Origin of the sequence: Halomonas sp. (assembly GCF_029263665.1) — a bacterium.
Taxonomy (GTDB): Bacteria; Pseudomonadota; Gammaproteobacteria; order Pseudomonadales; family Halomonadaceae; genus Halomonas.
This window is the reverse complement of sequence record NZ_JAJUFQ010000021.1, coordinates 47,532-72,191: the sequence shown is the minus strand read 5'-3', so window position 1 is coordinate 72,191 and position 24,660 is coordinate 47,532. Positions and strand designations below refer to the sequence as shown.

Genomic DNA, 24,660 nt, shown 5'->3' with positions numbered 1-24,660 from the left:
TGCCCTGGAAGTCGAACTCAACCGCCGCGGCTATCACACCATGCTGCTGGATGGCGACAACATCCGCCATGGCCTGTGCAAGGACCTCGGCATGAGCGAAGCCGACCGGGCCGAGAACATCCGCCGTGTGGGTGAAGTGGCGCGCCTGTTCGCCGAGGCCGGGGTGATCGTGATCACCGCCTTCATCTCGCCGTTCCGCAGCGACCGCGATACCGCCCGGGAACTGTTCGCCGAAGGCAGCTTCATCGAAGCCTATGTGGCCACGCCGCTGGACGTGTGCGAGCAGCGCGATCCCAAGGGACTGTACCAGAAGGCCCGCGAAGGCAAGATCGGCGACTTCACCGGCATCAACAGCCCCTATGAAGTACCCAAGGACGCGGAAGTGGTGCTCAAGACCACCGAGTACACCCAGCAGGAACTGGTCAGCCAGCTTGTGAAGAGCTGCCTGTAAGATGTGAGACCGACCCTCAGCCGCCCCGTCTATCGGGGTGGCTGAGGCCACCTTGCAGAGGCCATATTTCTATCCCTCCCTTCTCTCTGCTGGCCCTTCCTGCTTTTCCCGCATGCCTTCCGGCCTATCTGCCGGTCATGATGCCGCCTTCCTTCGCCAGTCTCTTCTGTGCGCCTTCCGCCTCATTATCCTCCCTATTTCACCTTCGATTTTCCTGTTCCTCCTGGTGATGCTGAAGACCAGAGAAGTCGCGACGCCCAGGCTTGTCATCACGCTGACCGAGTCAGCACAAAAAATCACTCTCCGTAACGAACTATTGCCGGGAGGCCCGACCTAACACATCAGGTTTTTAGAGGACATCATATGGACAAGAGCCTTCACGATGCTGTGCTGGCAGCCAACCGTTTCGGGCTAGGTGCCAGACCCGGTGATCTACAGGAGATCGCTCATGACCCCAAGGAATGGGTGCTGTCACAGTTGGAAAACCCTGCACCACCACTCAAAGCCCTGCAGGAGCTGGACGATAGTCCAACCTACCTGAATCGCTATACCGAATTCCGCAAGGAGTTTCGTGCTGCACGCCAGCAAGCGGCGCAGAACAAGAATGCCGACGTCCCGGTATTCACCAAACGTTTCGGTCGCGACTTTCGTGCCGAGATTCAGCTTCGCGCCCGCCAGCAATGTGCCACCGACTCGCCCGTGCACGAGCGTCTGGTCATGTTCTGGAGCAACCACTTCACGGTATCCGCCGAAAGCCAGGATGTGCACGTAGTCGCAGGCTCCTTTGAGCGCGAAGCCATTCGCCCCAATGTATGCAACGACTTTGCCTCTCTCCTGCTCGGTGTAGAACAACACCCGGCCATGTTGCTGTACTTGAATAACGAGGTTTCCATCGGCCCTGATTCAGCGGTGGGTCAGAGGCGGACTCAACGCAAGGCTGACCTGCCTTCCGGGATCAATGAGAATCTTGCCCGCGAGATCATGGAGCTGCACACCCTCAGTGTCGATGGCGACTATACCCAGCAGGATGTGATTGAACTGGCAAGAGGCCTGACGGGGTGGCGAACACCCATGCAGGCACCGAATGCCAGAAGTACGCGTGAATTAAGCCCTTTCGGCAGTGTCTATCAACATGATGCCCATGAGCCAGGCAACCGTGAGCTTCTGGGCCAGACCTTCGACCAGGAAGGTCTGGCCCAAGGTCGCTCCATGTTGCGCTTTCTCGCCAGCCAGGAGGATACCGCCAGGTTCATTGCCACCAAGCTGGCCCGGCATTACGTTGCCGACGAACCTCCTGAGGAACTGGTTGAGCACCTGGTAAAGACTTATCAGCAGAACAAGGGTGAACTGATGCCTGTCTACCGGGCTCTGTTCACGCATGACCTGGCCTGGCAGACCGAGACTCGCAAGTTCCGCCGCCCGGACGAATACCTGATTGCCATGTATCGTGCCCTGGACGAGCTTCCAGGGGGCGATGACAACCACTGGGGCCGCGAGCTTAACTTGCTGGGACAGACGCCATTTGCACCGCGTGCGCCCGCCGGCTGGGGAGATACCGCTAGAGACTGGATCGGCGCCGATGCCCTGTGGAAACGCTTGCTCATTGCCCAGCGCCATGCAGCCAAGCTGGACCCACAACGCAACCCGATGGAGCTGGCACAAGACAGCCTGGGTCCGCAGTTGAAAGAAGCAACCGCTGTCGCCATCAGCCAGACCAATCCTCGCCAGGGTACAGCGATACTGCTGGCCAGTCCGGAATTTCAGTGGCGCTGATGGCGTCTATTCAGTGTTCAGGAGAGAACTCTTATGTTAACTCGACGCCAGTTTCTTGCCCGTCTGGCCGGTGGCTGCAGCCTGTTGATCTGGCCGGGATTGACGACCCTTGCGGCCGATGCTTCCGAGCACCCGCAACGCTTGCTCGTGGTACTGCTGCGTGGCGCCATGGATGGGTTGGGGGCAGTACCCAGCTATGGTGACCCACGTTTTGCAGAACTACGTGGGCCATTGGCTTTGCCTGACTCAGGCAAGAATGCCATTCTCAAGCTGGACGACACCTTCGCCCTGCACCCTTCCATGGCATATTGCCATCGACTCTTCGAGCGCCAAGAGTTTGGTATCGTGCATTCCTGCGGGCTGCCGTATACCGGGCGTTCGCACTTCGATGCCCAGGACTGCCTGGAAAACGGAAGCGCCTCGCCCGATGGCAGCAACACCGGCTGGCTCAATCGCGCAGTGGCCGAGATGCAGGGTGCAAAAGGGCTCAGCATCGCCTCTGCGCAACCACTGATGGTGCGAGGTGATGCGCCTTTCGTCACCTGGTCGCCCACTCCAGGCAAGAATGGCGGCCCCACCGTGCTTGCCAACCACCTCGCCGATCTTTACGCCGAGGATGCCAACCTTTCCGAGGCCTTTGCCCAGGCTCTGTCTTCCCAGCAGATCGTACCCGACTCCCTCGCTCAAGGCGGACAGTTGGCGGGAGCCATGCAATCTGCCGGACAGTTCATGGCGGAAGAAAATGCCCCCCGGGTCGTCATGGTTCAGGACACGGGTTGGGATACCCATGCACAACAGAATGCCGCACTCGAGCGCAAGCTGGTCGAACTCGACACCGGCATGAAGCAGTTGCACGAGTCATTGGGAGATCACTGGCAACACACCGCTGTTGTCGTTGTCACCGAATTTGGCCGTACCGTTCGCATCAACGGGACCAAAGGGACCGACCACGGTACCGCCAGCAGTATCCTGCTGGCCGGAGGCGCCATCAAGGGGGGCAAGGTACATGGCGACTGGCCGGGACTGTCGAAGCTGCAGGAAGACCGTGACTTGATCTCGGCCCAGGACATGCGCGGCGTCTTGAAGGGCATCCTGCGCGATCATATGCACATCGATGCAGATGCCCTGGATAGCCGGGTCTTCCCTGAAAGCCGCGATATCAAAGCCATGGAAGGACTCGTTGCCTGAGCACCGCTCAGGCATTTTCCTGGGCAGTTACGCATATCAATTCCTGCAGCTTTGCAGTAATGAGCCGAATGAAGAGAGCATGCAACAGGCATCGGCCGGTAGTGACATGCCAGCAGCAACAACACTTAAACAACAGCACTTAAACGACAACACCGCTATCAAAGAGCAGCCGAAGTCGGAACTTGCATATAGAATGCTTCCACCAGATTGCCGCTGATCAGCACGGTTCCTGTATGCTGGGCAAGCTCAAGCTCGGCAGGTTGCTCGACCCCGCGCCACCAGACCTTCATCCCACTAGCCAATGCTTGCTGATGCCAGCGCTTGTCGCCAAGTGCCTGGCTTTCCGGGGTCACCCAGTGCACACCACATTCCTGCAGTTTCTGCCATTCGGACTCTCCCACGACACTGGGTAGATCGTAGGCCAGCAGGGTGTACCCTCGCTGATGGAAACCATGGGCGGCTTGCTGAACGTGAGCCTCCGCCAATAGCAGATCCCCTCTTAGACGCAGCACCATCTGTCCAGGATTGATGCCCAGGCGGGCCAGCAAGGTCTCGAACACCAGGCCATGCGATGCTTCCACCGCCTGTATATGGCGCCAGTGCACATCCACCACCAAGGGAGGAACCTCCACTGTGTGCCGCGACAGGTGATGCAATGCATGCAACACTCGCAGGAAACGGTCGAGGAAGACGACATCTTCCTTGTCCCAGGCCAGGAAATACAGATCTTCGACGCTATACCGGCGATGACGCTGTCCCACGACTCGGATATTGCTTTCCCAGCCAGCCATTGCCTGAGTCGTCAGGTCCAGGATGGGCTGCTGGAAAGGCTGAAGCGATATTCCTCCCAGCTCGGCTGATATCCGCCCAGCCCGGTAATGAAAATACGCATGACGCTGCAGGCTGGCTCGGGGATTGAGGGTTTCGAGATGCGTGTTGAAATAGTCGACAACTTGGGTCAGCGGCATATCCTTTTCCTCCATGATCCGATTCCATGTGGCCATTGATGGAGTCACTATCTACCGATGGCGCTTTCTTACCGATAGATTCTCCTTGCCAATAGCTCCTTCTTATCCAGAGCCTCATCTCATCGGTTGCTCCGTCATGACTGATCCAAGAATCATTTTAAAGCCAAATGACACAGAGTCTTAATCTGCATTTTTCATTTTAAAACCAAAGATCATCATAAGAGCATCATGAATATACAGACCAAATAAAACAACACTTTCCCACACCTGGGCCGAGATTATCTCGACCCAGGAAGTCAGAAGAAAACAGGTTTACTTAAGAAATGCAAAACACAACTATTCAGCGTACAGGAAGGAACATTATCTAAATAAAAAAATACCACTCACATGAAAGATAACGTCATACATATGAAAGGCAGCATTCTTGCTCCAGTACTCTTATCCAGGACTTCGCCATCATGTGCAAAACCGATTGACGCGGGATGGAGAAAGCCAGATGCGTTCCTGATGTTGATGGTGTTACTCCGTCATGGCAAGCGGGCCTTGATGATGTTTCTTGCCTTTCTGGAAACCGGCTTTCCCTGCCTTGGGCGAAGGTCGCTTGCCATGGGCAGGTGCTGCGGGGCGCTCGCCAGGTCTGTTGCGTTTCTGGGCGCGCGCAGCTAAAGCAGCGCACTTTTCTTCCAGCTTCAGCACTCTACGCGCCAGTGCATAGCGGCTCTCGTCTTCTGCCAGAATGGTGGCTTGGTCGTGCAGTTCGTAGCGATTCATATTCTACTCTCCAGAAAAGTGCCTACCCCGTCATGATTCTCAGCAGGAGTTTTACTTCTCCATTTTCCGGGGAAACACAAAATCGATATAAAGGTGATAGCCCTACTGGCTATGGTGTCCTTTTCTTTGCCTCCAGCTGTCTTGAAGGCTGTATGTTTACCCTAGCGCACTGAAGCACTGTTTCTTAGTCAGAATTACTCGAATGAAAATCACCAAAAGTGATATGCGAGTAATATCTGTCAGAAAGACATTGGTGTCTTTCAGCCCTTCGCTATCTTCAGGAGTCATTTCGTTTCATGGCTGGTTTCAGGATGGCATCCTGCGATGACGGTTTCCGCTTGTACATCAGCTTCGTTCCCCATGTGACAGAAGTACCATTCGGCCTGCAGCAAAAAGGAAACGAATGCGAGAGAAGTACGTGTGAGGGAGTGTCCGTGTGAAGGAAAGTCCATGCGTAGGAAAGAAATGGCGCAGGAAAGAAAGGGCAATGACAGGCAGGTCTTCCCGCTAGCGCCAAGGTTGCAAGTAGGACAGCACAAACTTCAGGAAGTTTAAACAGGAGTATGTAAATTGCACATTTTATGCACAAAGAACGTTCCAGCAGGTGTCCATTCATGGCGTCGAATACGTCGCCATGAATGGACGGGTTTCCTGCTTATGGATTCCGCTACAGCCCTTGAGGCGAAGAATGACCCGGGGCCTCGGCATCCCTGACGCCTTTCAGGATCAGCAAGGCCGCCAGCAACAGAATACCCCCGCTTGCCAGGAACACATTGCCGACACCGCTGATATCGAAGATGGCACCGCCCATGGCCGCGCCAGAGGCAATCGCCGTATTGATGGCCGCCACCAACAACCCGCTGGCACTTTCGGCTTCATCGGGAACCGTACGGGTCAACCAGGTGGACCAGGCCACAGGAATAGCGCCGAAGGCCATTCCCCATAGCGCCACCATCAGCGCATCCAGCACAGGAGCACTCCCTGTACTCACGAGACTCAGGCCAAGAACACCCATCACCAGCGGCATTGCGATCATGGTCATGCGCAGGTTGCGCTCGATCATCCAGCCACCGAGGTAATTGCCCAGGAAGTTGGCAAAGCCAAAGCCGAAAAGAATGCCAGCAACACCATTCACCCCGACGCCTGTCACGATTTCGAGGAAGGGGCGAATATAGGTGAAGAAGGCAAAATGCCCTGTAAACACCAGGGCTGCCGCCAACATGCCCAGCCCCACCCGTGGCCGCATCAATACGTCATACAGGGTGCGCAAGCGTGTCTGGCCACTCGGTGCCATGCGTGGCAAGGTCATGAACTGCACTACCAATGCGATCAGCCCCAGCCCTGCCGCCATCTGGAACACACTGCGCCAGCCGACGATGTCACCAAGGTAGCTGCCCAGCGGAGCGGCAGCGATGGTGGCCACGGAAACGCCACTGAACATGATCGACAAGGCGCGAGGCACCAGGTCGTCAGGCACGAGACGCATCATCGTGGCGATCGACATGGTCCAGAAGCCCCCCAGGGCCAGGCCGAGCAGCACACGCGCCAGCAGCAGCTCCGTCATGTTGGAAGCAAAGGCGACCATCAGATTCGAGGCGATCAGCAGAGTCGAGAACCCTAGCAGCACATAGCGGCGGTCGATGTTGCGGGTGACCGAGGAAATCAACAGGCTGGTCACCAGCGCAATAGCCGCCGTGACGGTCACCGCCTGCCCTGTCATGCCTTCGGTCACCCCCAGATCTGCCGCCATCGGCGTCAACAGGCTGGCAGGCAGAAACTCTGCTGTTACCAGCCCCAGTACACCGAGCGTCATCGAAAAGACCGCTCCCCAGGCCGGCTCGACCCGTTGCGTCAGTTCGCTCATTGGTTTCTTCCTTATCTCCAAGAGATGATTGCGAGTGATTGCTGCACAGCAGAATAGGTTGGACGCAATCGGACGGTCTATGCTAAAAACGCTCGAATAGTTGATCATTCGTCCGAAACGGTACCGTCATGCACAATGCGTCTTTATCAAGCGCATCTTCATTGAGCGCATCGCCATCGACGGCGTCTTCTCTGACGCACACTTCCCCACCAAGCGACCTGGTCAGCGAATTGCTCCTCGGCATGCGCCTCAGTGGCGTGCGCTATCGCCGTACTCAGCTTGCCTCCCCTTTCGGCATCACCTACGGCACGTCAGAGGGATGGGCCCAGTTTCATTTCATCGCCCGTGGACCAGTCTTCCTGCGCAGCCCTGCAGGGGTCGTGCATGCCCTTGATACGGGTGACGCACTGCTGCTGCCCCGGGGCGGCCGCCATGACCTGCTTTCTGCACCGGACCAGGCCGGTCGCGATATCACCGCTTTCGAAACGGCCACGCTGTGTGAATCCGTAAGTTCAGTACGTGCCTGTCCACAAGGCTGTTGTCCTGAACAGGCTGCAATAGTCTTCAGCGGCTGCATGGAATTCGACCTCGGCGGCATGCACCCTCTGGTGACACTGATGCCGGAAGTGATGCACGTCGGCACCCTGCTGGAGCGGCACCCCGAGATCCTGCCGATGCTGGAGGCAATGGAGCGTGAAGCGCGAACGGAGCGAGCAGGTTTTGCTGGCATCCTGGCGCGGCTTGCCGATGTCGTCTCGGCCTTTATCGTGCGCGGTTGGGTGGAATGTGGGTGTGGTGATGCGGCCGGCTGGATCGAAGCGTTGCGCGACCCGCGCCTGGGCCGTGTCATCGCTGCCGTGCATCGCGATCCTGGTCACAGCTGGACGGTGACCGAACTTGCGGCGGTCATGGGCAGTTCGCGTTCGGTATTTGCCGAACGCTTCCAGAACGTGACAGGTATGACACCCCACCGCTATGTCACCGAGTTACGCATGCGACTGGCAACGCAGTGGATCAGCAAGGACCGGCAATCCATCGAGAGCGTGGCACATCGCCTGGGCTATGGCTCATTGGCCGCATTCAGCCGAGCCTACAAGCGTGTGACCGGACAATCCCCCGGCACCCTTCGCCAGCCCTTGGCGCTTTCCACTCCGTCCCATGCTGATCTGACGGCTGCCGAGTAACGTGACTGTCATCCTTATATCAGCAAGATTTCATTAAAACTTCACTGTAGCTTCACCCTAAAGACCCGCCCGGCTCCTAGCCTGTATGCCTTTCTTCCATGTGAGAGCGGGCACATGTCATACCGGATCGATATCGAAGCCCTGCGTCGATATAGCACCGACGGCGTGACGTCGACGGCGCTGACCCAGGCACAACAACAACGTTTCGAGAACGCCGTCGAAGACGCCCTGGAAGGACGCTCCAGCGCAGGAGGTTCCGGCGAACTGGATGCCGGCGAAGAGCGCATCTTTGTCATTGAAGAAGGCGACAGCCTGGCGAAGCTCGCCGATGAGCTCAACGTCGACTTCAATGAACTGGTCGAACTCAACCAGCGCGAAGACATGCCGAACCTCGACAAGATCGATAGCGGCGACGTGGTGTTCGTGCCGCAGACATCCCCTGAAGAAGCCGCCGCTTCTCCACGCAATGAACAAGGTGTTCCCGAAGGCGAGCAGGATTTCGTCAACAGCCTTTATGAACAAGGCAACGATCTCGAATACGCCGACGATCCATCCACCATCGACTACGATGCCGAAGTTGGCCAGCTGTCCACCGATGTCCAGTCCTACCTCAATGCCCTGCCGCCATCGGAACGTCAGGACGCGCTGCAGCGCCTGTACGATAACGACTGGGTCGACGCTGGCCCGGCACAGATGGCGATCGAGCAAGCCGCAGAGGATCTCAATCTCGAGCTCGGTGAAACCAGCCATGCTGGCCCCGAGGTGGAAGGACAGGCTCGGGAGATCATCGACCGAGCCAAGGGCGAAAGCGACCCCGAGGAAGCGTTACGTGTGCTGGAAGAAGGCTACGATGACGCTTCACCAGCCGTGCAGAGTGCCATTGACCGCTCCAGTGATGCCCGGGAAATTGCCGAGAATGCCGCCTCCGATTTCATGAGTGAAGCCCAGGCTGCTGATGACCCCGGTGAAGCCCTGCGCATCTACGAAGAAGGCTACAACAACGCCTCCGAGCGCGTGCAACAGGCGCTTGATGACTCCAGCGATGCCCAGGCACTCTTCGACGAGGCTGCCGAATGGGCCGCCGAGCCCATGATGGAAGATCTCGATGGCGCCGACATGCCCGCGGCCAAGACGCTGCAGACCATGGATCGCCTGGATGCCCTGACCAACGACCTGGATCCCGAAACCGCTGCCAGGCTCATGGATGCCATGCTTCCCCAGCTCGAACAGGCCCAGCAGCATTTCCGGGATGAGGGATATGCCGGTATCGAAATTGGCATCGATGGCACCCTGACACTCAACGACATTCTCGACCGCATCGCAGATACCGAGAGCGGTGGCGATATCGCCAATCAGGTCGCCGAAATGGGCCTGTTCGACATGAACGGCGTGCGCAGTGCTCTGCAACAGGCAGCTTCCGAGGGCAACCGACTACCCTCTCTGGCCATCGCCATCGCCTCCCTGGATGGTGTGGGCAGCTTCCGTGAGGAAGTCATCTCTGCTGCCGAGCAGTTCCGTGACCAGACCATCGGCGATCAGTCCGAAGCCTATTACGGCCACCTGGAGGAGCTGGGTTATCTGATCAGTTCCGGTGGTTCGGCCATGACTCAGGAACAGCTCGAGGCCGCCATCGAGGACTATATCGACTCCAAGGGTGATGGCTGGAGCGAGGACCTGGAAGGTCTGCGCGAAGACCTCGCCGACAGTGGCGCCACACTGCTGGAGCATATTCAGCAACTGCAGAGTCTCCCTGACGAGGTGCGTTCGGAGTACCAGGACCGCATCGATGGCCTGATCGATGATCCCAACGCCCAACTGGCCGTCTCCACCGCCCTGCAGGAAAACCCTGAGCTGGTGCGCGGTGAAGCGGGTGACAAGCTGGTCGAGACCTTCAATGAACTCGGTATCAAGGGAGATGATCCTCTCGCTGTCACTCTGGTAGGCGCCTACCTGAACGAGAATGTACTGGGCTCGACACAGGATCTGGACTTCACCGATGCTGATGCCATGGCCGATGCCCGCAGCGCCATCGAAGGCGCCTTAAGTAACAAGCCCGAGCTGGCACAGCTGCTGGGAGTATCCACCAGTGACCTCAATGAGGTGGCCACGCTGCTCAGCGGTGTCATTCCCAGCGAGCCGCTACCTGACGGCGACGACTTCGGTAGAGTCAACGGCATTCTGCGCAACCTCAACAACACCCTCGACAAGATCGACGAAAAGGTCCTCCTGCGCAGTACCCCCTTCAACACCGTATTCCGCACCACGGCATTCACCATTGTCGGCTCAGGGCTGATCAATGCGGGGCATAATTTCATCGAGAATCCTGACCCGCGTACCGCCGCCGAGCTTGGCGTGGCCATGTCACGGGTTGGTGTCGACAGCGCACAACTGGTAGCGGCCTACCGCAACATCACCGACACAGGCACGGTGCATAACCTCAAGACTGCCGGCAAGTTCGTGCATATCATGGGCGCGGCCCTGGCCGGCGCCGACGCCATCATGCGCTTTCAGGAGGGAGACTACTGGGGCGCAGGGCTCAATGCAGCAGCGGCCACTGGTGTTGGCATCGCGGTCATATGGGGCTCGACAAGCTGGGGAGGACCAGTCGGTTTCGGTATCGCCACGGCGGCCTCCGTGGGCCTTCTCATCAAGGAATCCATGGAAGAGCCTCCCTACCAGACCCAGACCACCGCCGACTTCCTGGCTCATGCCGGGCTTAGCGAAGAGGCTGCCGATATCCTGATCAAGCGCAGCGAGGATGGCTACAACGCCTTGCCCTTGCTGATGCGCTACGGCGAGCTTCATGGCCTGACACCGGAACAGACCGTGGACTGGATCAATTCAATTCCCGAGGGCGAAAACGGTGATGTCATGCTCGGCGCCCTGCGCGACAACCTGCTCAACACCCTCGACGACCATCTCGCCGACGGCAATGTCAATCAGTTCGACGAGCACGCCGATGGATTCGAGAATTTCTCTCCTTCGCTGGGTGAATCACGTGCAGGAGTCCTGTCCCCAAGATCCGCATTCGAACTGGATCACATTCTGCCCCAGCTCGATATCGAATCCCCCGAGGCCTATGCCTGAGTTCGACAGCCCGGTATTCATCAGTATTTCGAGCAACAAGAAACCGCCCTATGGGCGGTTTCTTTACTTCATTCCGTCGGATAAACCAATCCCGCTACGACGCAGCCAACACATACGCTCGCCCGGCCTGCTCGGGCCTGGCTGTCGCTAGCTGTCGGCCCAATAGCATGGCGCTCCAGTCGGCCCGGTTGGCAAGTCGATTAAGCAGGATCGAGCCAGCCATGCCCACAACCGCCAGGGCAATCACGTAGAGCCACAGTGGCATGGAGACCTGCCAGCGCACGAAATCCACCACGGAAAAGAACAGCGGGTGGGCCAGGTAGATGCCGAAAGACGAGGCATTGATCGCCATGACCAGGGAGGTAGTCACCTTCCCGGCAAGCCATGGCAAGGCCCAGAGCATGAAGACGATGAACAAGGGGACGACCCAGGTTTCCTTGGACGAAAACATCAGATCACCGCGCGCGGCGAAGAACAGGATTGCGGCCAGCAGCGCCAGCAGCCAACCGGGATGGGCAAAGCGGCGCAGCCAGGGTTGCGAACGCAGGTCAGGGTAATACCGGGCCAGCAGGATGGCGAGGCAGAACAGATACAGCCAGCCGAATGGGGCAATCCAGTGCAGGTAGCCCGGCGTCTCTATCTCCTGCCAGCGGAACAGGGCCCACCATCCCATGCTGATCGCAGCACCGACCAGTAGCCCGGGGCCGGAGCACAGCCAACGATGTAACTGGAAACGCTGGTACAGCCAGAACAGCACATAGAATTGCATGGCAATGACCAGGAAATAGCCATGCCAACCGGCAAAGACCAGATATTCCCTCATGTGTGCCATGATGCTGACATGTTCGCCGGAAGCCAGTAGCCGCACGTATTCAGCGCTGGAGTAGACCGTACCGTAGACGAGGTAAGGCACCATCACGTACTTGCAGCGCTTGGCCAGGAAATCGCGCGGCGTGTCGTTGCCATAGCGGATCGCCAGCAGGAAGATCGAGATGAAGATGAAGATCGGCGTGCCCAGCACGGTGGGAATGCGTGCGATATCCAGCGCCAGGTGATCAAGATAATTGCGCTCGATACGATCGATCAGGTGAAAGGCAAAAACCGCCAGACAGCCGTAGAAGCGCAGCCAGTAGATTTCTTCGATTTGTTTCATGGGTTCCCGTGACCCGTCGTGCTTGTTCAACACTAAACGTTCTGCTCAGCACTCGACGCGTTCTCAACAGTCGACGTCATGCTCAACAACCAACGCCTTGTCCAATATTCAATGCATCGAAATCGGACCACGGGATGTGCCATGAATTCCTGATGTCAGGGAAAATATTCTTTTCTATCTCTCCTTTCCTGTCTTTTCTCTCCCACCTTTCCTTCTCATCGTCTCTCTTGCCCCGCTTTCACCCCATCCTTCACCTCTTTCACCCCCGGCCGGCAACCAGCACCAGCCAGCGAGTAGTCAAGTGTTGTCATGCTTCCATCGCCGGCAGGCCGGGCAACAGCTTGTCCAGCGTAATCGGAAACTCCCGCACCCTTACCCCGGAGGCGTTGTAGATGGCATTGGCAACCGCTGCTCCGACGCCGCAGACACCCAGTTCCCCCAACCCCTTGGAACCGAATGGATTGGCCCTTTCATCGCGCTCTTCAAGAAAGACCACCTCCAGGTCCCGGATATCGGCATTGACCGGAACGTGATATTCCGCCAGATCATGATTGATGAAACAGCCATGGCGCGGATCCAGGTGACTCTCTTCCATCAGTGCCGCCCCGATGCCCCAGGTCATGCCACCAAGAATCTGCGAGCGGGCTGTCTGAGGATTGAGAATGCGCCCGGCCCCGATCGCTGACAGCATGCGACGCAGACGAATTTCCCCCGTGTCGCCATCGACCTCGACTTCGGCAAAGTGAGCACCATAGGCATGCTGGGAATAGTTCTGGTAGGACTCGCTGTCCCGGAAGGACGCCACCGAGCCTTCGGCTTCAAGTCCTTGTGGGGCAATTCTGCGCATCAGCGCGCCCAGGCGCTCGTGGCGCTCTCCCACCTCGAGCCTGCCTTCGATAAAGCTTGCCTGCGCCAGGTCTATGCCACGCAGCGGGGATTCTGCATGGGTACTGGCGAGTTCGAGAATCTGCTCCTTGATGGCGAGACAGGCCCGGTACAACGCTGTCCCGGAGCTTGCCGCCCCCCATGATCCGCCAGAACCGGCAGTAAGCGGAAAGCGACTGTCACCGAGTTCGACCTTGACCGCGGACAACGGCACGCCCAGGGTCTCGGCCGCCACCTGGGTCAGGATGGTGTAGGTGCCCGTGCCGATGTCGGTCATGTCGAGACGCGCCGTTACCCGCCCCTTGGCATTGATCTCGACCTTGGCGGTGGCGGCACCGATGTAGTTCGGTCGAATCGCTGCCGCCATGCCATAGCCGATCAGCTTGCGGCCCTCGCGAAGCTGACCCGGCGTTGCGCGCCGCTTCTCCCAGCCGAAACGGCGCGCACCTTCTTCCATGCAGGCGACAAGATTACGGGTCGAAAAAGGCACGCCGCGCTCCGGGTCCTCGTCAGGTTCATTGCGTATGCGCAAGGCGATGGGATCGAGCTCAAGACGCTCGGCAAGTTCATCCATGGCACATTCGAAGGCCAGCATGCCGGGCGCTTCGCCGGGAGAGCGCATCCACTCGCCACGGTTGAGGTCGACCCCCACCAGGCGGTGACGGGTGAGGCGATTCGGCGCCGCGTACAATGAGCGAGTGAACGCTGCCGTCTGCTCGCAGAATTCCTCGAAGTTCGAGGTCGCGGAATTGACATCATGTCCGATGGCGGTGAGACGCCCATCCGCCTGCGCGCCGAAACGCACACGCTGGATCATCTGGGCCCGATAGCCGGTATTGGCGAACATCTGCTGACGTGTCAGTGCCATCTTCACCGGACGCTTCAGCACTCGCGCAGCAAGTGCCGCCAGCACCGTATCCGCATGCACGATCAGCTTGGTGCCGAAGCCACCGCCAATGAAAGGGCTGATCACCCGTACCCGCTCAGCCGGAATACCCAGGGTATTGGCCAGCCCAACCTGATAGTTGGCCAGCGTCTGGGCCGACGTGTGGATGGTCACCTCGTCTCCATGCCAGATAGCCAGCGTCGCATGGGGCTCCATGGGATTGTGATGCTCATAGGGCGTGCGGTAAGTGACATCGATCTGGACTTCAGCAGTAGAGAAGGCTTCATCGAAATTGCCCACGGCGCTGTCCGTCTCGTTACCGGCATTGGCCATCTCAGGCGCATAGGTATCGTCAAGATGCGCCTCCTGATCGAAGACACCCGCCTCTTTCTCGTAACGTACTTCGATCAATGCCGCCGCCGCACGCGCCGCTTCGAAGCTTTCCGCCACCACCAGTGCCACGGGCTCGTCGTAATAGCGAATGCGATCACTGGCCAGCACAGGGCGCGCCCGGGTGAAGACTTCAGCACTGACAGGAGGCCCGAACTCGGCCTGAGCAGGCGCATTGCGGTGGGTCATGACATGCAACACCCCCGGCGCCTGCTCTGCGGCTGTGGTATCGATGCCAGCAATGCGCCCCTTGGCAATGGCCGCACCCAGCATGTAGCCATGGGCAGGTGCCCTGCCATCGATATGTTCATAGGCATAGGTGGCGCGGCCCGTGACTTTCAGGGGGCCATCGACACGCTCAACAGGCTGACCGATGGCGCCTTGCTGTGCTTCATTCATGCTGTCCGTCATGCCACACCTCACACCGGTTCGATGGCCGTTGCCAACGTGTGTCGCAACGTCCGCTTGGCCAATGGAATCTTGAAGTCGTTACCGCCATATCCCTGGGCCCCTTCAAGCGCGGCCTCGGCAGCTTCACTGCAGGTCCGCGCGCTGGCGGGTGCAGCCGACAATGCCTGCTCGATGTCCCGCGTGCGCCACGGCTTCGCGGCAACGCCTCCCATGGCGATGCGTGCATGCTCGATACGGCCACCACTCGCGTTGGCGATGATGGCGACCGACACCAGAGCAAAGGCATAGGAAGCACGATCGCGCACCTTGCGATAGAGCTGGCGGCCAGCCGGTGGCGGCGGCAATGTCACTGCCGTGATCATTTCGCCATGGGCCAGCGATGTTTCCACGTGAGGATCTTCACCCGGCAATTGGTGCAGCTCGGCAAGCGGTATGCGCCGCTCATTGCCATCGGCACTCAGCGTTTCGACGCTGGCATCCAGCGCGGCCATGGCCACCGCCATGTCGGAGGGGTGAACGGCAATGCAGGCTTCGCTGCCCCCCAGCACGGCATGCATGCGATTGAAGCCTTCGAGTGCCGCACAGCCGGACCCCGGCTCGCGCTTGTTGCAAGGCATGTTGCGGTCGTAGAAGTAGTAGCAGCGTGTACGTTGCAGCAGGTTGCCAGCCGTGGATGCCTTGTTGCGGATCTGCCCTGAGGCACCCGCCAGCAGTGCTTGTGCCAACAGCGGGTAACGCGAGCGCACCTGGGGATGCGCGGCCAGGTCACTGTTACGCACCTGTGCCCCGATACGCAGGCCGTTGTTCTCGGTCGTCTCGATCCTGGCCAGCGGCAGACGGCTGATGTCGATCAGATGCGTTGGCCGCTCGACCCCCAGCTTCATCAGGTCGAGCAGGTTGGTTCCACCGCTGATGAACCTGGCTTCTGGATGAGAGGATGCCATGGCCACCGCTTGCTGCTCGTCCTCGGCACGTTCATAGGAGAATGGCTGCATGACTCATGCCTCCTCGGCCACGTCGCGGATCGCCGCGACAATGTTCGGATAGGCGGCACAGCGACAAAGGTTGCCGCTCATGCGCTCACGGATCTCGGCATCACTCAGTTCCACCGTCGTGGCGGTGACGTCCTGGCTCACATGGCTCGGCCAGCCGGCTTCGGCTTCATCCAGCATGCCCACGGCAGAGCAGATCTGCCCCGGTGTGCAATAACCACACTGGAAACCATCCCGGGCAACGAAAGCCGCCTGCATGGGATGCAGGACACCGGGTTCGGCCAGCCCCTCGATCGTGGTGATCTCATCGCCATCATGCATGACCGCCAGTGTCAGGCAGGCATTGATGCGGCGGCCATTGATCAGCACCGTGCACGCGCCGCACTGGCCATGGTCACAGCCTTTCTTCGAGCCGGTCAGCGCCAGTTGATGACGCAAGGCATCGAGCAGTGTCGTGCGGGGGTCAAGATCGAGCGTCACTTCACACGCATTGATACGCAGGTGCGTCGACACAGGCGTGATCGCGGCGGCGTTGCCGCTAGCGGTTCCCGCGGTGCGAGCAGCTTCTGCCTGCGCCTGTTGTTCACCCGGCCGCAGCCCCGTTGCGCACAGGAAACTGGCGGCGATCCCCGCCTTGAGCACACTGCGACGCGTCGGCCCGGCATTGTCATCTTGGTCGGTCATCGGATCATCCTGGGCTAGTGGTGATTGGTCCAGCGGTGATACGCGGGCCCCGTCATGTATCCACAAGAACTCGTGGGCAGAGCACGAAGCCCACCCTTTGGCAGCCTAGGCAGGAATCCCTTTGGGTTCTTTCAGGAAAGCGGAGGAACTATCAGTATTCAGGAATAAATTCCGGCAATATTCAGGAACAAACTTGAGCAAGGCTCGGGGGACGAACCAGGCAAGACTCATGAATGAACTCACCCGCCGGGAAGGAACTGCGCGCGGAAGGTTCTCGGTGTCATGCCATTCAGACGCCGAAACGTGGTAGTGAAGTGGCTCTGGCTGGAGAACCCCAGTGACAGCGCCAGCTGACCGATGGGTGTATTGGTCGTGGCCAACAGCTGCCTGGCTCGAGCGATGCGCCGTTCTATCACATAAGCGTAGGGTGCCTGTCCCGTCGCAGATCGAAAGCGTCGAGCGAAGGTATCCACGGGCATGTCGGCAAGGGCGGCAAGATCGGACAGAGAGATATCGCCATCCATATGCGCCTCGATGAAGTCATCCACTCGCGCCAGGGTACGACGATGCAACGGTGCATGCCGCAATACCGGCGACAGCGGTACGTTCTGCGCACTTGCCAGTGAAGACGACACGCGCAGCGCAGCGAGTACGGCCAGATGTTCGATATACGCGGAATCAGGCTGATGTCCCGCCGCCAGTTCCGTGAACAGGCAACGCAGCAGTGTCTCGATCACCGTATCGCTGCCGTTCACCATGGTAGGCAAGTGCGCCAGCTTCTCGCATCCAGGAACCTGGCAATCCGGGTCGATCCACAGCGCGCTGTATGTCAGATCGGCATTTTGATACATGCCTTCCCGCTCCACCCCCGCAGGCACGAAGGAAACCGCCCCAGGACGGTCTTCGCCGTCGTATACCAATGAGCCCCCGGCCTGGATTCGCGTGCGCGAGGTTCTGCCCTGTTCGGTCAGGATGATCACGTGCTGTGGAGCGGTCCAGTGCAGCTCCGTTTCATCACACACCCAGCGCCGGCGGTCGAGGGTAATGGAAGCATCGACCCAGGACGACCTGTGCATGAACTCGGTATGCGAGTCCCGCGAACGAACGCCTCCTTCACCATAGATAGGCCTGATCGACATGCTACCTGTCCTCCCGTGGATAACGGATCTCTTGGATCATGGATCGGAGCCAGGATCCTTCAGGACATTGAACAAGAAAGGAATGACATGATGGTTGTCATTCCTTTACTGGGCAAAGCACTACTAGACAACTCGTTCAAGCTGTCTGGTAATCACCATATCGGAAAATCAGACAGCTCATTATGCATGTTGAGTAATAAGGTGTGTCCGCAAACGCCCAAGACGGCCTGCCGACAGCTGAAACGGCCTGCAAGGACCTGGTACTTCGGCATTCAAACAGACCTACAGCCCTGGAATGCCGATGGGGCCGGGAAGATCGGGAATGGGAGAGCAGCCATTCAACATCATGGTACCCATTGCGAGCAGGGTAAACAGCAGGAACAGCTTCGCTTTTAGCATGTAACGAGTCTCTTGTTGTTGGCCAGGCAATGGCCGCATTGTCAGGGTCGTCTCATGGACGCGGCATTCTGATGAAATCCTTATTGCGCCCAGCACACAGCCGACTCTGTCTGTCCGTGGAAGTTCACTCATTCGCCAGAATGGATAGCCAACGCGACCTGTTCTGAATGACCTGCCCGGAACGACAGGCCTGAATGACGAAGGCCCCGGCATGTTGCCGGGGCCTGTACATGATGGAGAGTCCACGAAACGGTACCGGCCTATACACTTGCCACGCCAGGTGTCACCTCTGGCGCGCACACGTGTACCGATCAGGACAGGTGATGAACTTCCTGCAGCCCATAGACAGGCGTCGGAATATCTTCCATCCGGGCCTTGAGCTGCAGCGCCAGGTACTTGGAGTAGTGACGTGACTGATGCAGGTTGCCGCCATGGAACCACAAGGCTTGCTGCTGGGTCGGTTTCCACATGTTGCGTAACTCGCCTTCCCAGGGCCCGGGGTCCTTGGGCGTGTCGGAGCCCAGCCCCCAGCACTTGCCCACCTTGTCGGCCACTTCCTGGGAGATGATACGGGCCGCCCAGCCGTTCATGGAGCCGTATCCGGTGGCATAGACGATCAAGTCCGCAGGCAGCTCCGAGCCATCCGTCAGGGTCACGGAGCGTGGATTGATACGCTCGATGCTGACACCGCTGCGCAACTTGATGTCACCATTGGCCACCAGGTCGCAGGCGCCTACATCGATGTAGTAGCCGGATCCGCGCCTCAGGTACTTGAGGAACAGACCGGAATCGTCTGCGCCAAAGTCCAGCAGGAAGCCAGCTTTCTCCAGCTTGCGGTAGAACTCGGCATCGCGTTCGCGAATCGCATCGAACGCCGGTCGCTGGAAGTCGGGCAGCACCTTGTAGGGAATCGAGGCAAAGATGAGGTCGGCCTTGTCATGGCTGATGCCATTGCGCACGGCCTCTTCGGAATAAAGCGGCCCGAGCGCCTCCTCCATGAGCGAATCGGATTTCACGACATGCGTGGAGGACCGCTGCAGCATGGTCACATCAGCATCGTGTTCCCACAGCGCTGCACAGATGTCATGGGCGGAGTTGTTGCCTCCCACGACAATGCACCGCTTGCCGCGATAGGCATCCGGCCCGGGGTGACGGCTGGAATGATGCTGCTCGCCCTCAAAGGTTTCCGCTCCGGGAAAGCTCGGGACATTGGGCATGCCGGACATGCCAGTGGCCAATACCAACTGTTGTGGACGCAGAGTGATGTGCTCGCCATTGCGGTTGACCTTGACGATCCACTCGCCGCTGGCCTCGTCAAAGCGGGCACCTTCACATTCCGTGGAACTCCAGTAATTGAGTTCCATCACCTTGGTGTACATTTCCAGCCAGTCGCCGAGCTTGTCCTTCGGCGCGAATATCGGCCAGTTCTCGGGGAAAGGAATATAGGGCAGATGGTCGTACCATACCGGATCATGCAGGCACAACGACTTGTATCGGTTGCGCCAGGAGTCGCCAGCGCGAGGATTCTTCTCGATCACGATGGTCGGCACATCCAGTTGCTTCAGCCGGGCCGCCAACCCGATACCGCCCTGGCCGCCGCCAATGATGACGCAATAGGGCTGACGGCTATAACCCAGCTCAGCCTCTTCACGCTGACGCGCCTCTAGCCAGGTCTCGCGTTGCTTGTTGGCCCCATGCCTGGCCCCCATGGGGCGATGCAGGCCAAGTGACTCGGGATAATCCTTCAGCTCCTGCATGGTGGTCAGCAGCGTCCAGCACTGACCATCTTTCAGGCGCAACATCCCCCGCCCCCTGGCCACCGCCGTGTCGAAGGTGATCCATGCCTCGATGACGCCATTTACCTCACTGGCATCGCCGTCAAGTTGCCAGTTGCAGGGGCAGGTCTCCGGCAAGGTGGCATTGAGCATGGACTGAATCTCGTCCTTGCCCTCCATGGTCTTGAGGTTCCAGGTAAAGGCCACGAGGTCCCGCCAATAGCATTCCTCACCGAACAGAGACATGACCTGTAAAATATCGCGCTGTGCCAGGGATGATTCGAAACGTTCCAGCCACTGTCGTACGTCTTGATTGAGTACGTCTTGATTGAGCGTGCGTGCCATCATCGTTGTTCTCCACTTGTTGTTCGTGGTGATGCAACGTAGCCAACGCAGAATTCATGCCAATCATTCACCTGGCAGGACAAATGCTGTCAAACCACTGAAATACCAATGTAATTTTTACGTCAGATGCAACCTGGCACAAAGCAGCAGGGCCGAATCGATGTAACAGCTGTCACCTGTACTCCGTGACAGCCAGCGTTACACCTGTAACCCCCGACCAAGGGTGAACACCCACGTCATTGACTCCCACTGACGGCAACTTAGGATGAAACTTGTCGCCAGATAACAAACAGGCCGCCGTTCGTGAAGAGCGAAGCAGGCCAAGCGGAGGCAGACATGGCCCTGCGCATCGAGCAACGCCAGCATATCAGTAACCTGATCCGTCTTAGTGAAGGCCACGACATCGGCCTTGGCACCTACCGCGAGGTGATTCATCGCTCCTGGCAACGCTGTGTCGGCGAGTACCAACTGGATCCTGGCTGTCCACGCCCGGTTCGAGTGCTGACCCAGCAGGCCCTACGTGATCACCAGGAACCCATAGATGAGCTGTTGCACGTGGCCCGGGCCGGTGTTGACCAGCTCTATGGCCAGATCGCTCAGTTGGGCTATGTGCTGCTGTTGACTGACCCGCGCGGCATCACGGTGGATTACCGGGGACAATATGATCAGGCGCTACGCCAGGCTGGCCTCTATCTGGGCTCCGACTGGAACGAACGTTACGCCGGTACTTGTGCGGTAGGGACTTGCCTGCATGATGGGCAAGCCATTACCTGCCACCATGATGAACACTTCGATGCGACGCATATCAGCCTGACCTGCACGGCAGCACCGATCACCGACCCTCAGGGACAGATGATGGCCGTGCTGGATATTTCCGCCCTGCAATCGCCTCGCTCCCAGGACAGCCAGACCTTTGCTCTGGCGCTGGTGAATCTCTATTCACGGATGATCGAGGATGCCTATTTCCTGCACCGCTATCGCAACTGCCTGATTCTGCGTTTCGACACGACACGGGAGCTGGTGCATTTCAATGGCCGCGGATTGATCGCCATGGAAGAAGATGGACGCATCATCGCCGCCAATGGCAATGGCCGAGCCCTGATCGAGAAACACCTGCTGCGCTGGCCATCCTGGTCTGACGACAGCAGCCTCAAGGCCACTCAGCTGTTCGACGCCGAGATCGGGGACCTGCTGAGTATCCTGACTTCCCGCGAAGACCAGATCCGGGCCTTCCGCGTGCGGGCCAACGAGATAACCTGCTTTGTCACCCTGGTCGAGCCACGTGGTCGCCAGTTGGCTTTGCATAAGCTGAAGGCGTCTTCCGATCCCGTACCAGCCCTGGACCGCCTGGCCTCGGATGACCCGATGATGCGCCGTGTACTGAAGCTATCGCGCCGCCTGCGTAACGAAGACGTGAGTGTCCTGATCACCGGGGAGACAGGCACAGGCAAGGAGGTACTGGCCCGAGCGCTGCACGACAGCGGCAAGCGCGCCAATGGCCCCTTTGTGGCGGTGAATTGTGCCGCCATTCCGGAATCCCTGATCGAGAGCGAACTTTTCGGTTATCTGCCAGGCGCCTTTACCGGTGGACAGCGCAAGGGAATGCGAGGCCTGATCCAGCAAGCCCACGGAGGCACGCTATTTCTTGATGAAATCGGTGATATGCCGCTCTCACTGCAGACTCGCCTGTTGCGAGTACTGGCCGAACGGGAAGTGATGCCACTGGGCGCCGACACCCCAGTGAAGGTCGACATCCGAGTCATTACCGCGACGCATCGGGACATGAGCAAGCTGATCAGCTCAGGCCACTTTCGCGAAGATCTCTACTACCGGCTCAACGGCGCCCAATTGAAGCTGCCGGCACTACGCGAACGGGTCGATCGCCATTATGTGATTCGTGGTGTCTACAACGCCTTGCTGGAAGAACGTGATCAAAACATTCATCTACGCGCCGATGCCATGAGCGCGCTGTTGAGCTATGACTGGCCTGGCAACATCCGGCAACTCAAGAATGCCTTGTCCTTCGCGTTGGCCACCGCAGAAGGCGAGGAAATCACCTTGCATGACTTGCCGGAAGAGTGTCAGTGCAACCGTCTGCCTGTCACGCTAGCAACAAGAGCTTCCACCAGCACCGCTCTTTTCGCGTCTACCATGGGCCAGGCAAAGGCCCAGACGGATGGCCGTGACCTTCTGGAACTCCTGCAGCGCTCGGCATGGAATGTCAGTCATGTTGCCCGCCAGCTGGGCGTCTCCCGCCCCACCATCTACCGGCGCATGCGCCGCCATGGGCTGGTTCCCCCCAACCAGCGCCAGGTGACATGACAGGCAACGTGGCATGACAGGCAACGTGGCCAAGCCACCGGCTCACGATGCCACCACCGCCTCGCGGGAAGATGTCTCATCCGAATCATCCTCTGCCTCGATACCGAGGAAGCCACCAGACTGCCGCTGCCACAGGGCAGCATACAGGCCATTCTGAGCCAATAACTGCTCATGGCTGCCACTCTCGATAATGCGCCCTTCATCAATCACGACCAGACGATCGAGCATGGCAATGGTGGATAAGCGATGGGCAATGGCAATGACGGTCTTGCCTTCCATCAGGGTATAGAGCTGTTCCTGGATAGCAGCTTCCACTTCCGAATCCAGCGCTGAGGTCGCCTCATCGAGCACCAGAATCGGCGCATTCTTGAGCAGCACACGAGCAATGGCAATGCGTTGCCGTTGGCCACCGGACAACTTGACGCCACGTTCACCGACATGGGCATCCAGGCCACGCCGCCCGCGAGGGTCGACCAGTTCCTCCAGGAAGCTGTCAGCGTGCGCCTGACGCACCGCCCACCAGATGGCTTCTTCGCTCGCCTCGGGGCTGCCATAACGAATGTTGTCGCGCACCGAACGATGCAGCAGAGAGGTATCCTGGGTGACCATGCCGATGCAATGCCGCAATGACTCCTGGGTGACAGCGGCAATATCCTGGCCATCGATACGAATGCTGCCGCCCTCCAGATCATGAAAGCGCAGCAGCAGATTGGCCAGCGTCGACTTGCCGGCACCAGAGCGGCCGATGATACCTACCTTCTCCCCCGGCGCGATGGTCAGACTCAGTCCATCGAAGACCGGCCTGGCCTGACCGCTCGGAAGGTCATAGCCAAAACGCAGGGCCTCGAAACGAATCTCGCCCTGTCTCACGACCAGTTCATCAGCTTCCGGGGCATCCAGCACCACTGGCGTGCGGGCAATGGTGTTGATGCCATCCTGTACGGTGCCGATATTCTCGAACAGGCTGGCCACTTCCCACAGAATCCAGTCGGACATGAAGCGAATACGCATCACCAGGCCAATGGCCACTGCAATCACACCCAGGGATACCGCTTCCAGATACCAGGCGCCTACCGCCATGGCAGCGATACCAACCAGCAATAATGAGTTGAGTAGTGTCAGGCTCACCGACAGCTGGGTCGCCAGACGCATCTGACGATGTACCGTGATCATGAAGGCCTCCATGGCATCTCGGGCATACGCCTGCTCGCGGCGGGTATCGGCGAACAGCTTGATGGTCTGGATATTGCTGTAGCTGTCCACGATACGGCCAGTCATCCGCGCCCGGGCATCGGCCTGGGCCATTGAAACGTCTCGCAGACGCGGTACAAAGACCTTCATGATGCCGACATAGCCCACCAGCCACAGCACCAGCGGGGCCATCAACCATGGCTCGGCACTACCCAGCAACAGCATGGCACCCGTGAAATAGACGGCTACATAGACCAGCAGGTCCATCAGTTTCATGACCGTCTCGCGGACAGCCAGCGCCGTCTGCATGACCTTCTGGGACACACGACCAGCGAACTCATCCTGAAAGAAGGACATGCTCTGACGCAGCATATGCTGGTGTGATAACCAGCGACCCAGCATCGGATAGTTGCCGAAGATGCCCTGATGCGTCAGTAACGATTGCAGCAGTACCAGCAACGGCAGCCCCAGCACCACCAGCAATCCCATTCCCACCAGGCGCACGCCATGCTCGGCGATGAAGTCTTCACGCTCGGCATTGGCAAGCCAGTCGACCAACTCGCCCATGTAATGGAAGAACGCCACTTCCGCCGCCGAGACCAGCGCCGTGGCCAGGGACATCGCCACCAGCAGCCCGGCTACCGGTCGGGAGAAGTGAATGATGAAGGGCAGCAGACCTCGTGGTGGAACCTGCGGCTCTCCCTCGGGGTAAGGATTCACCAGATTCTCGAAAAAACGGAACATATCGACGCTCTCCAACATTGAGCCATGTGTTCACGCACGATATTTCCTCAAGTTAACT

16 protein-coding genes are annotated in these 24,660 nt (G+C 58.8%); 6 read left to right on the top strand and 10 right to left on the bottom strand.

Translation table 11 applies throughout. From position 1 onward, the window contains the following. The 3 genes from cysC to Q1K07_RS17310 form a co-directional block, all read left to right on the top strand. Positions 1-451 (top strand): adenylyl-sulfate kinase (gene cysC / locus Q1K07_RS17320; RefSeq protein WP_300313854.1); only part of this gene is annotated, 451 nt, incomplete at its 5' end. Positions 452-814: 363 nt separating this feature from the next. Beyond that, a complete protein-coding gene (locus Q1K07_RS17315) occupies positions 815-2,224 on the top strand; it encodes a DUF1800 domain-containing protein (protein WP_300313851.1) in 1,410 nt (469 codons plus the stop codon). Between the two features lie 33 nt (positions 2,225-2,257). Next, entirely contained in the window at positions 2,258-3,412 is a 1,155-nt protein-coding gene (locus Q1K07_RS17310) for a DUF1501 domain-containing protein (protein ID WP_300313848.1), read from the top strand. A 158-nt stretch (positions 3,413-3,570) separates the two neighbouring features. Here the strand turns inward: Q1K07_RS17310 and Q1K07_RS17305 are convergent, their stop codons facing one another. The 3 genes from Q1K07_RS17305 to Q1K07_RS17295 all read right to left on the bottom strand — a co-directional run bounded on the left by Q1K07_RS17305 (position 3,571) and on the right by Q1K07_RS17295 (position 7,015). Next, entirely contained in the window at positions 3,571-4,380 is an 810-nt protein-coding gene (locus tag Q1K07_RS17305; protein ID WP_300313845.1) for a hypothetical protein, read from the bottom strand. Positions 4,381-4,899: 519 nt separating this feature from the next. Continuing rightward, positions 4,900-5,151 carry a hypothetical protein gene (locus Q1K07_RS17300; RefSeq protein ID WP_300313842.1) on the bottom strand — a complete coding sequence of 84 codons (252 nt, stop codon included), beginning with the start codon at positions 5,149-5,151 and terminating at the stop codon, positions 4,900-4,902. A gap of 667 nt (positions 5,152-5,818) precedes the next feature. After that, on the bottom strand, positions 5,819-7,015 hold the full coding sequence (locus tag Q1K07_RS17295) for an MFS transporter (protein WP_300313839.1): 1,197 nt from the start codon (positions 7,013-7,015) through the stop codon (positions 5,819-5,821). Positions 7,016-7,143: 128 nt separating this feature from the next. On the opposite strand from Q1K07_RS17295, the gene Q1K07_RS17290 reads away from it, so the two are divergent. Then, on the top strand, positions 7,144-8,199 hold the full coding sequence (locus Q1K07_RS17290; RefSeq protein ID WP_300313836.1) for an AraC family transcriptional regulator: 1,056 nt from the start codon (positions 7,144-7,146) through the stop codon (positions 8,197-8,199). A 114-nt stretch (positions 8,200-8,313) separates the two neighbouring features. Next, on the top strand, positions 8,314-11,286 hold the full coding sequence (locus Q1K07_RS17285; protein ID WP_300313833.1) for a hypothetical protein: 2,973 nt from the start codon (positions 8,314-8,316) through the stop codon (positions 11,284-11,286). A 94-nt stretch (positions 11,287-11,380) separates the two neighbouring features. Here Q1K07_RS17285 and Q1K07_RS17280 read toward each other — a convergent pair whose 3' ends face one another. From Q1K07_RS17280 to Q1K07_RS17255, 6 genes are all read right to left on the bottom strand, one after another. Next, a complete protein-coding gene (locus Q1K07_RS17280; RefSeq protein WP_300313830.1) occupies positions 11,381-12,439 on the bottom strand; it encodes an acyltransferase family protein in 1,059 nt (352 codons plus the stop codon). Between the two features lie 307 nt (positions 12,440-12,746). Beyond that, positions 12,747-15,011 carry a xanthine dehydrogenase family protein molybdopterin-binding subunit gene (locus tag Q1K07_RS17275; RefSeq protein WP_300313827.1) on the bottom strand — a complete coding sequence of 755 codons (2,265 nt, stop codon included), beginning with the start codon at positions 15,009-15,011 and terminating at the stop codon, positions 12,747-12,749. An 8-nt stretch (positions 15,012-15,019) separates the two neighbouring features. Next, the gene (locus tag Q1K07_RS17270; protein ID WP_300313825.1) at positions 15,020-16,006 is read right to left on the bottom strand and encodes a xanthine dehydrogenase family protein subunit M; all 987 of its coding nucleotides are present in this window, start codon (positions 16,004-16,006) and stop codon (positions 15,020-15,022) included. Between the two features lie 3 nt (positions 16,007-16,009). Then, positions 16,010-16,687: a 2Fe-2S iron-sulfur cluster-binding protein gene (locus Q1K07_RS17265; protein ID WP_300313822.1), complete on the bottom strand. Its 678-nt coding sequence runs from the start codon at positions 16,685-16,687 to the stop codon at positions 16,010-16,012. A gap of 239 nt (positions 16,688-16,926) precedes the next feature. Further along, a complete protein-coding gene (locus Q1K07_RS17260) occupies positions 16,927-17,826 on the bottom strand; it encodes an AraC family transcriptional regulator (RefSeq protein WP_300313820.1) in 900 nt (299 codons plus the stop codon). Between the two features lie 710 nt (positions 17,827-18,536). Continuing rightward, a complete protein-coding gene (locus Q1K07_RS17255; protein WP_300313817.1) occupies positions 18,537-20,348 on the bottom strand; it encodes an NAD(P)/FAD-dependent oxidoreductase in 1,812 nt (603 codons plus the stop codon). A gap of 333 nt (positions 20,349-20,681) precedes the next feature. Here Q1K07_RS17255 and Q1K07_RS17250 point away from each other — a divergent pair, with 333 nt between their 5' ends. Beyond that, on the top strand, positions 20,682-22,667 hold the full coding sequence (locus Q1K07_RS17250; RefSeq protein WP_300313815.1) for a sigma-54-dependent Fis family transcriptional regulator: 1,986 nt from the start codon (positions 20,682-20,684) through the stop codon (positions 22,665-22,667). A gap of 42 nt (positions 22,668-22,709) precedes the next feature. On the opposite strand, the gene Q1K07_RS17245 is transcribed toward Q1K07_RS17250, so the two are convergent. Next, entirely contained in the window at positions 22,710-24,602 is a 1,893-nt protein-coding gene (locus tag Q1K07_RS17245; RefSeq protein WP_300313812.1) for an ABC transporter ATP-binding protein, read from the bottom strand. Between the last annotated feature and the right edge of the window lie 58 nt (positions 24,603-24,660).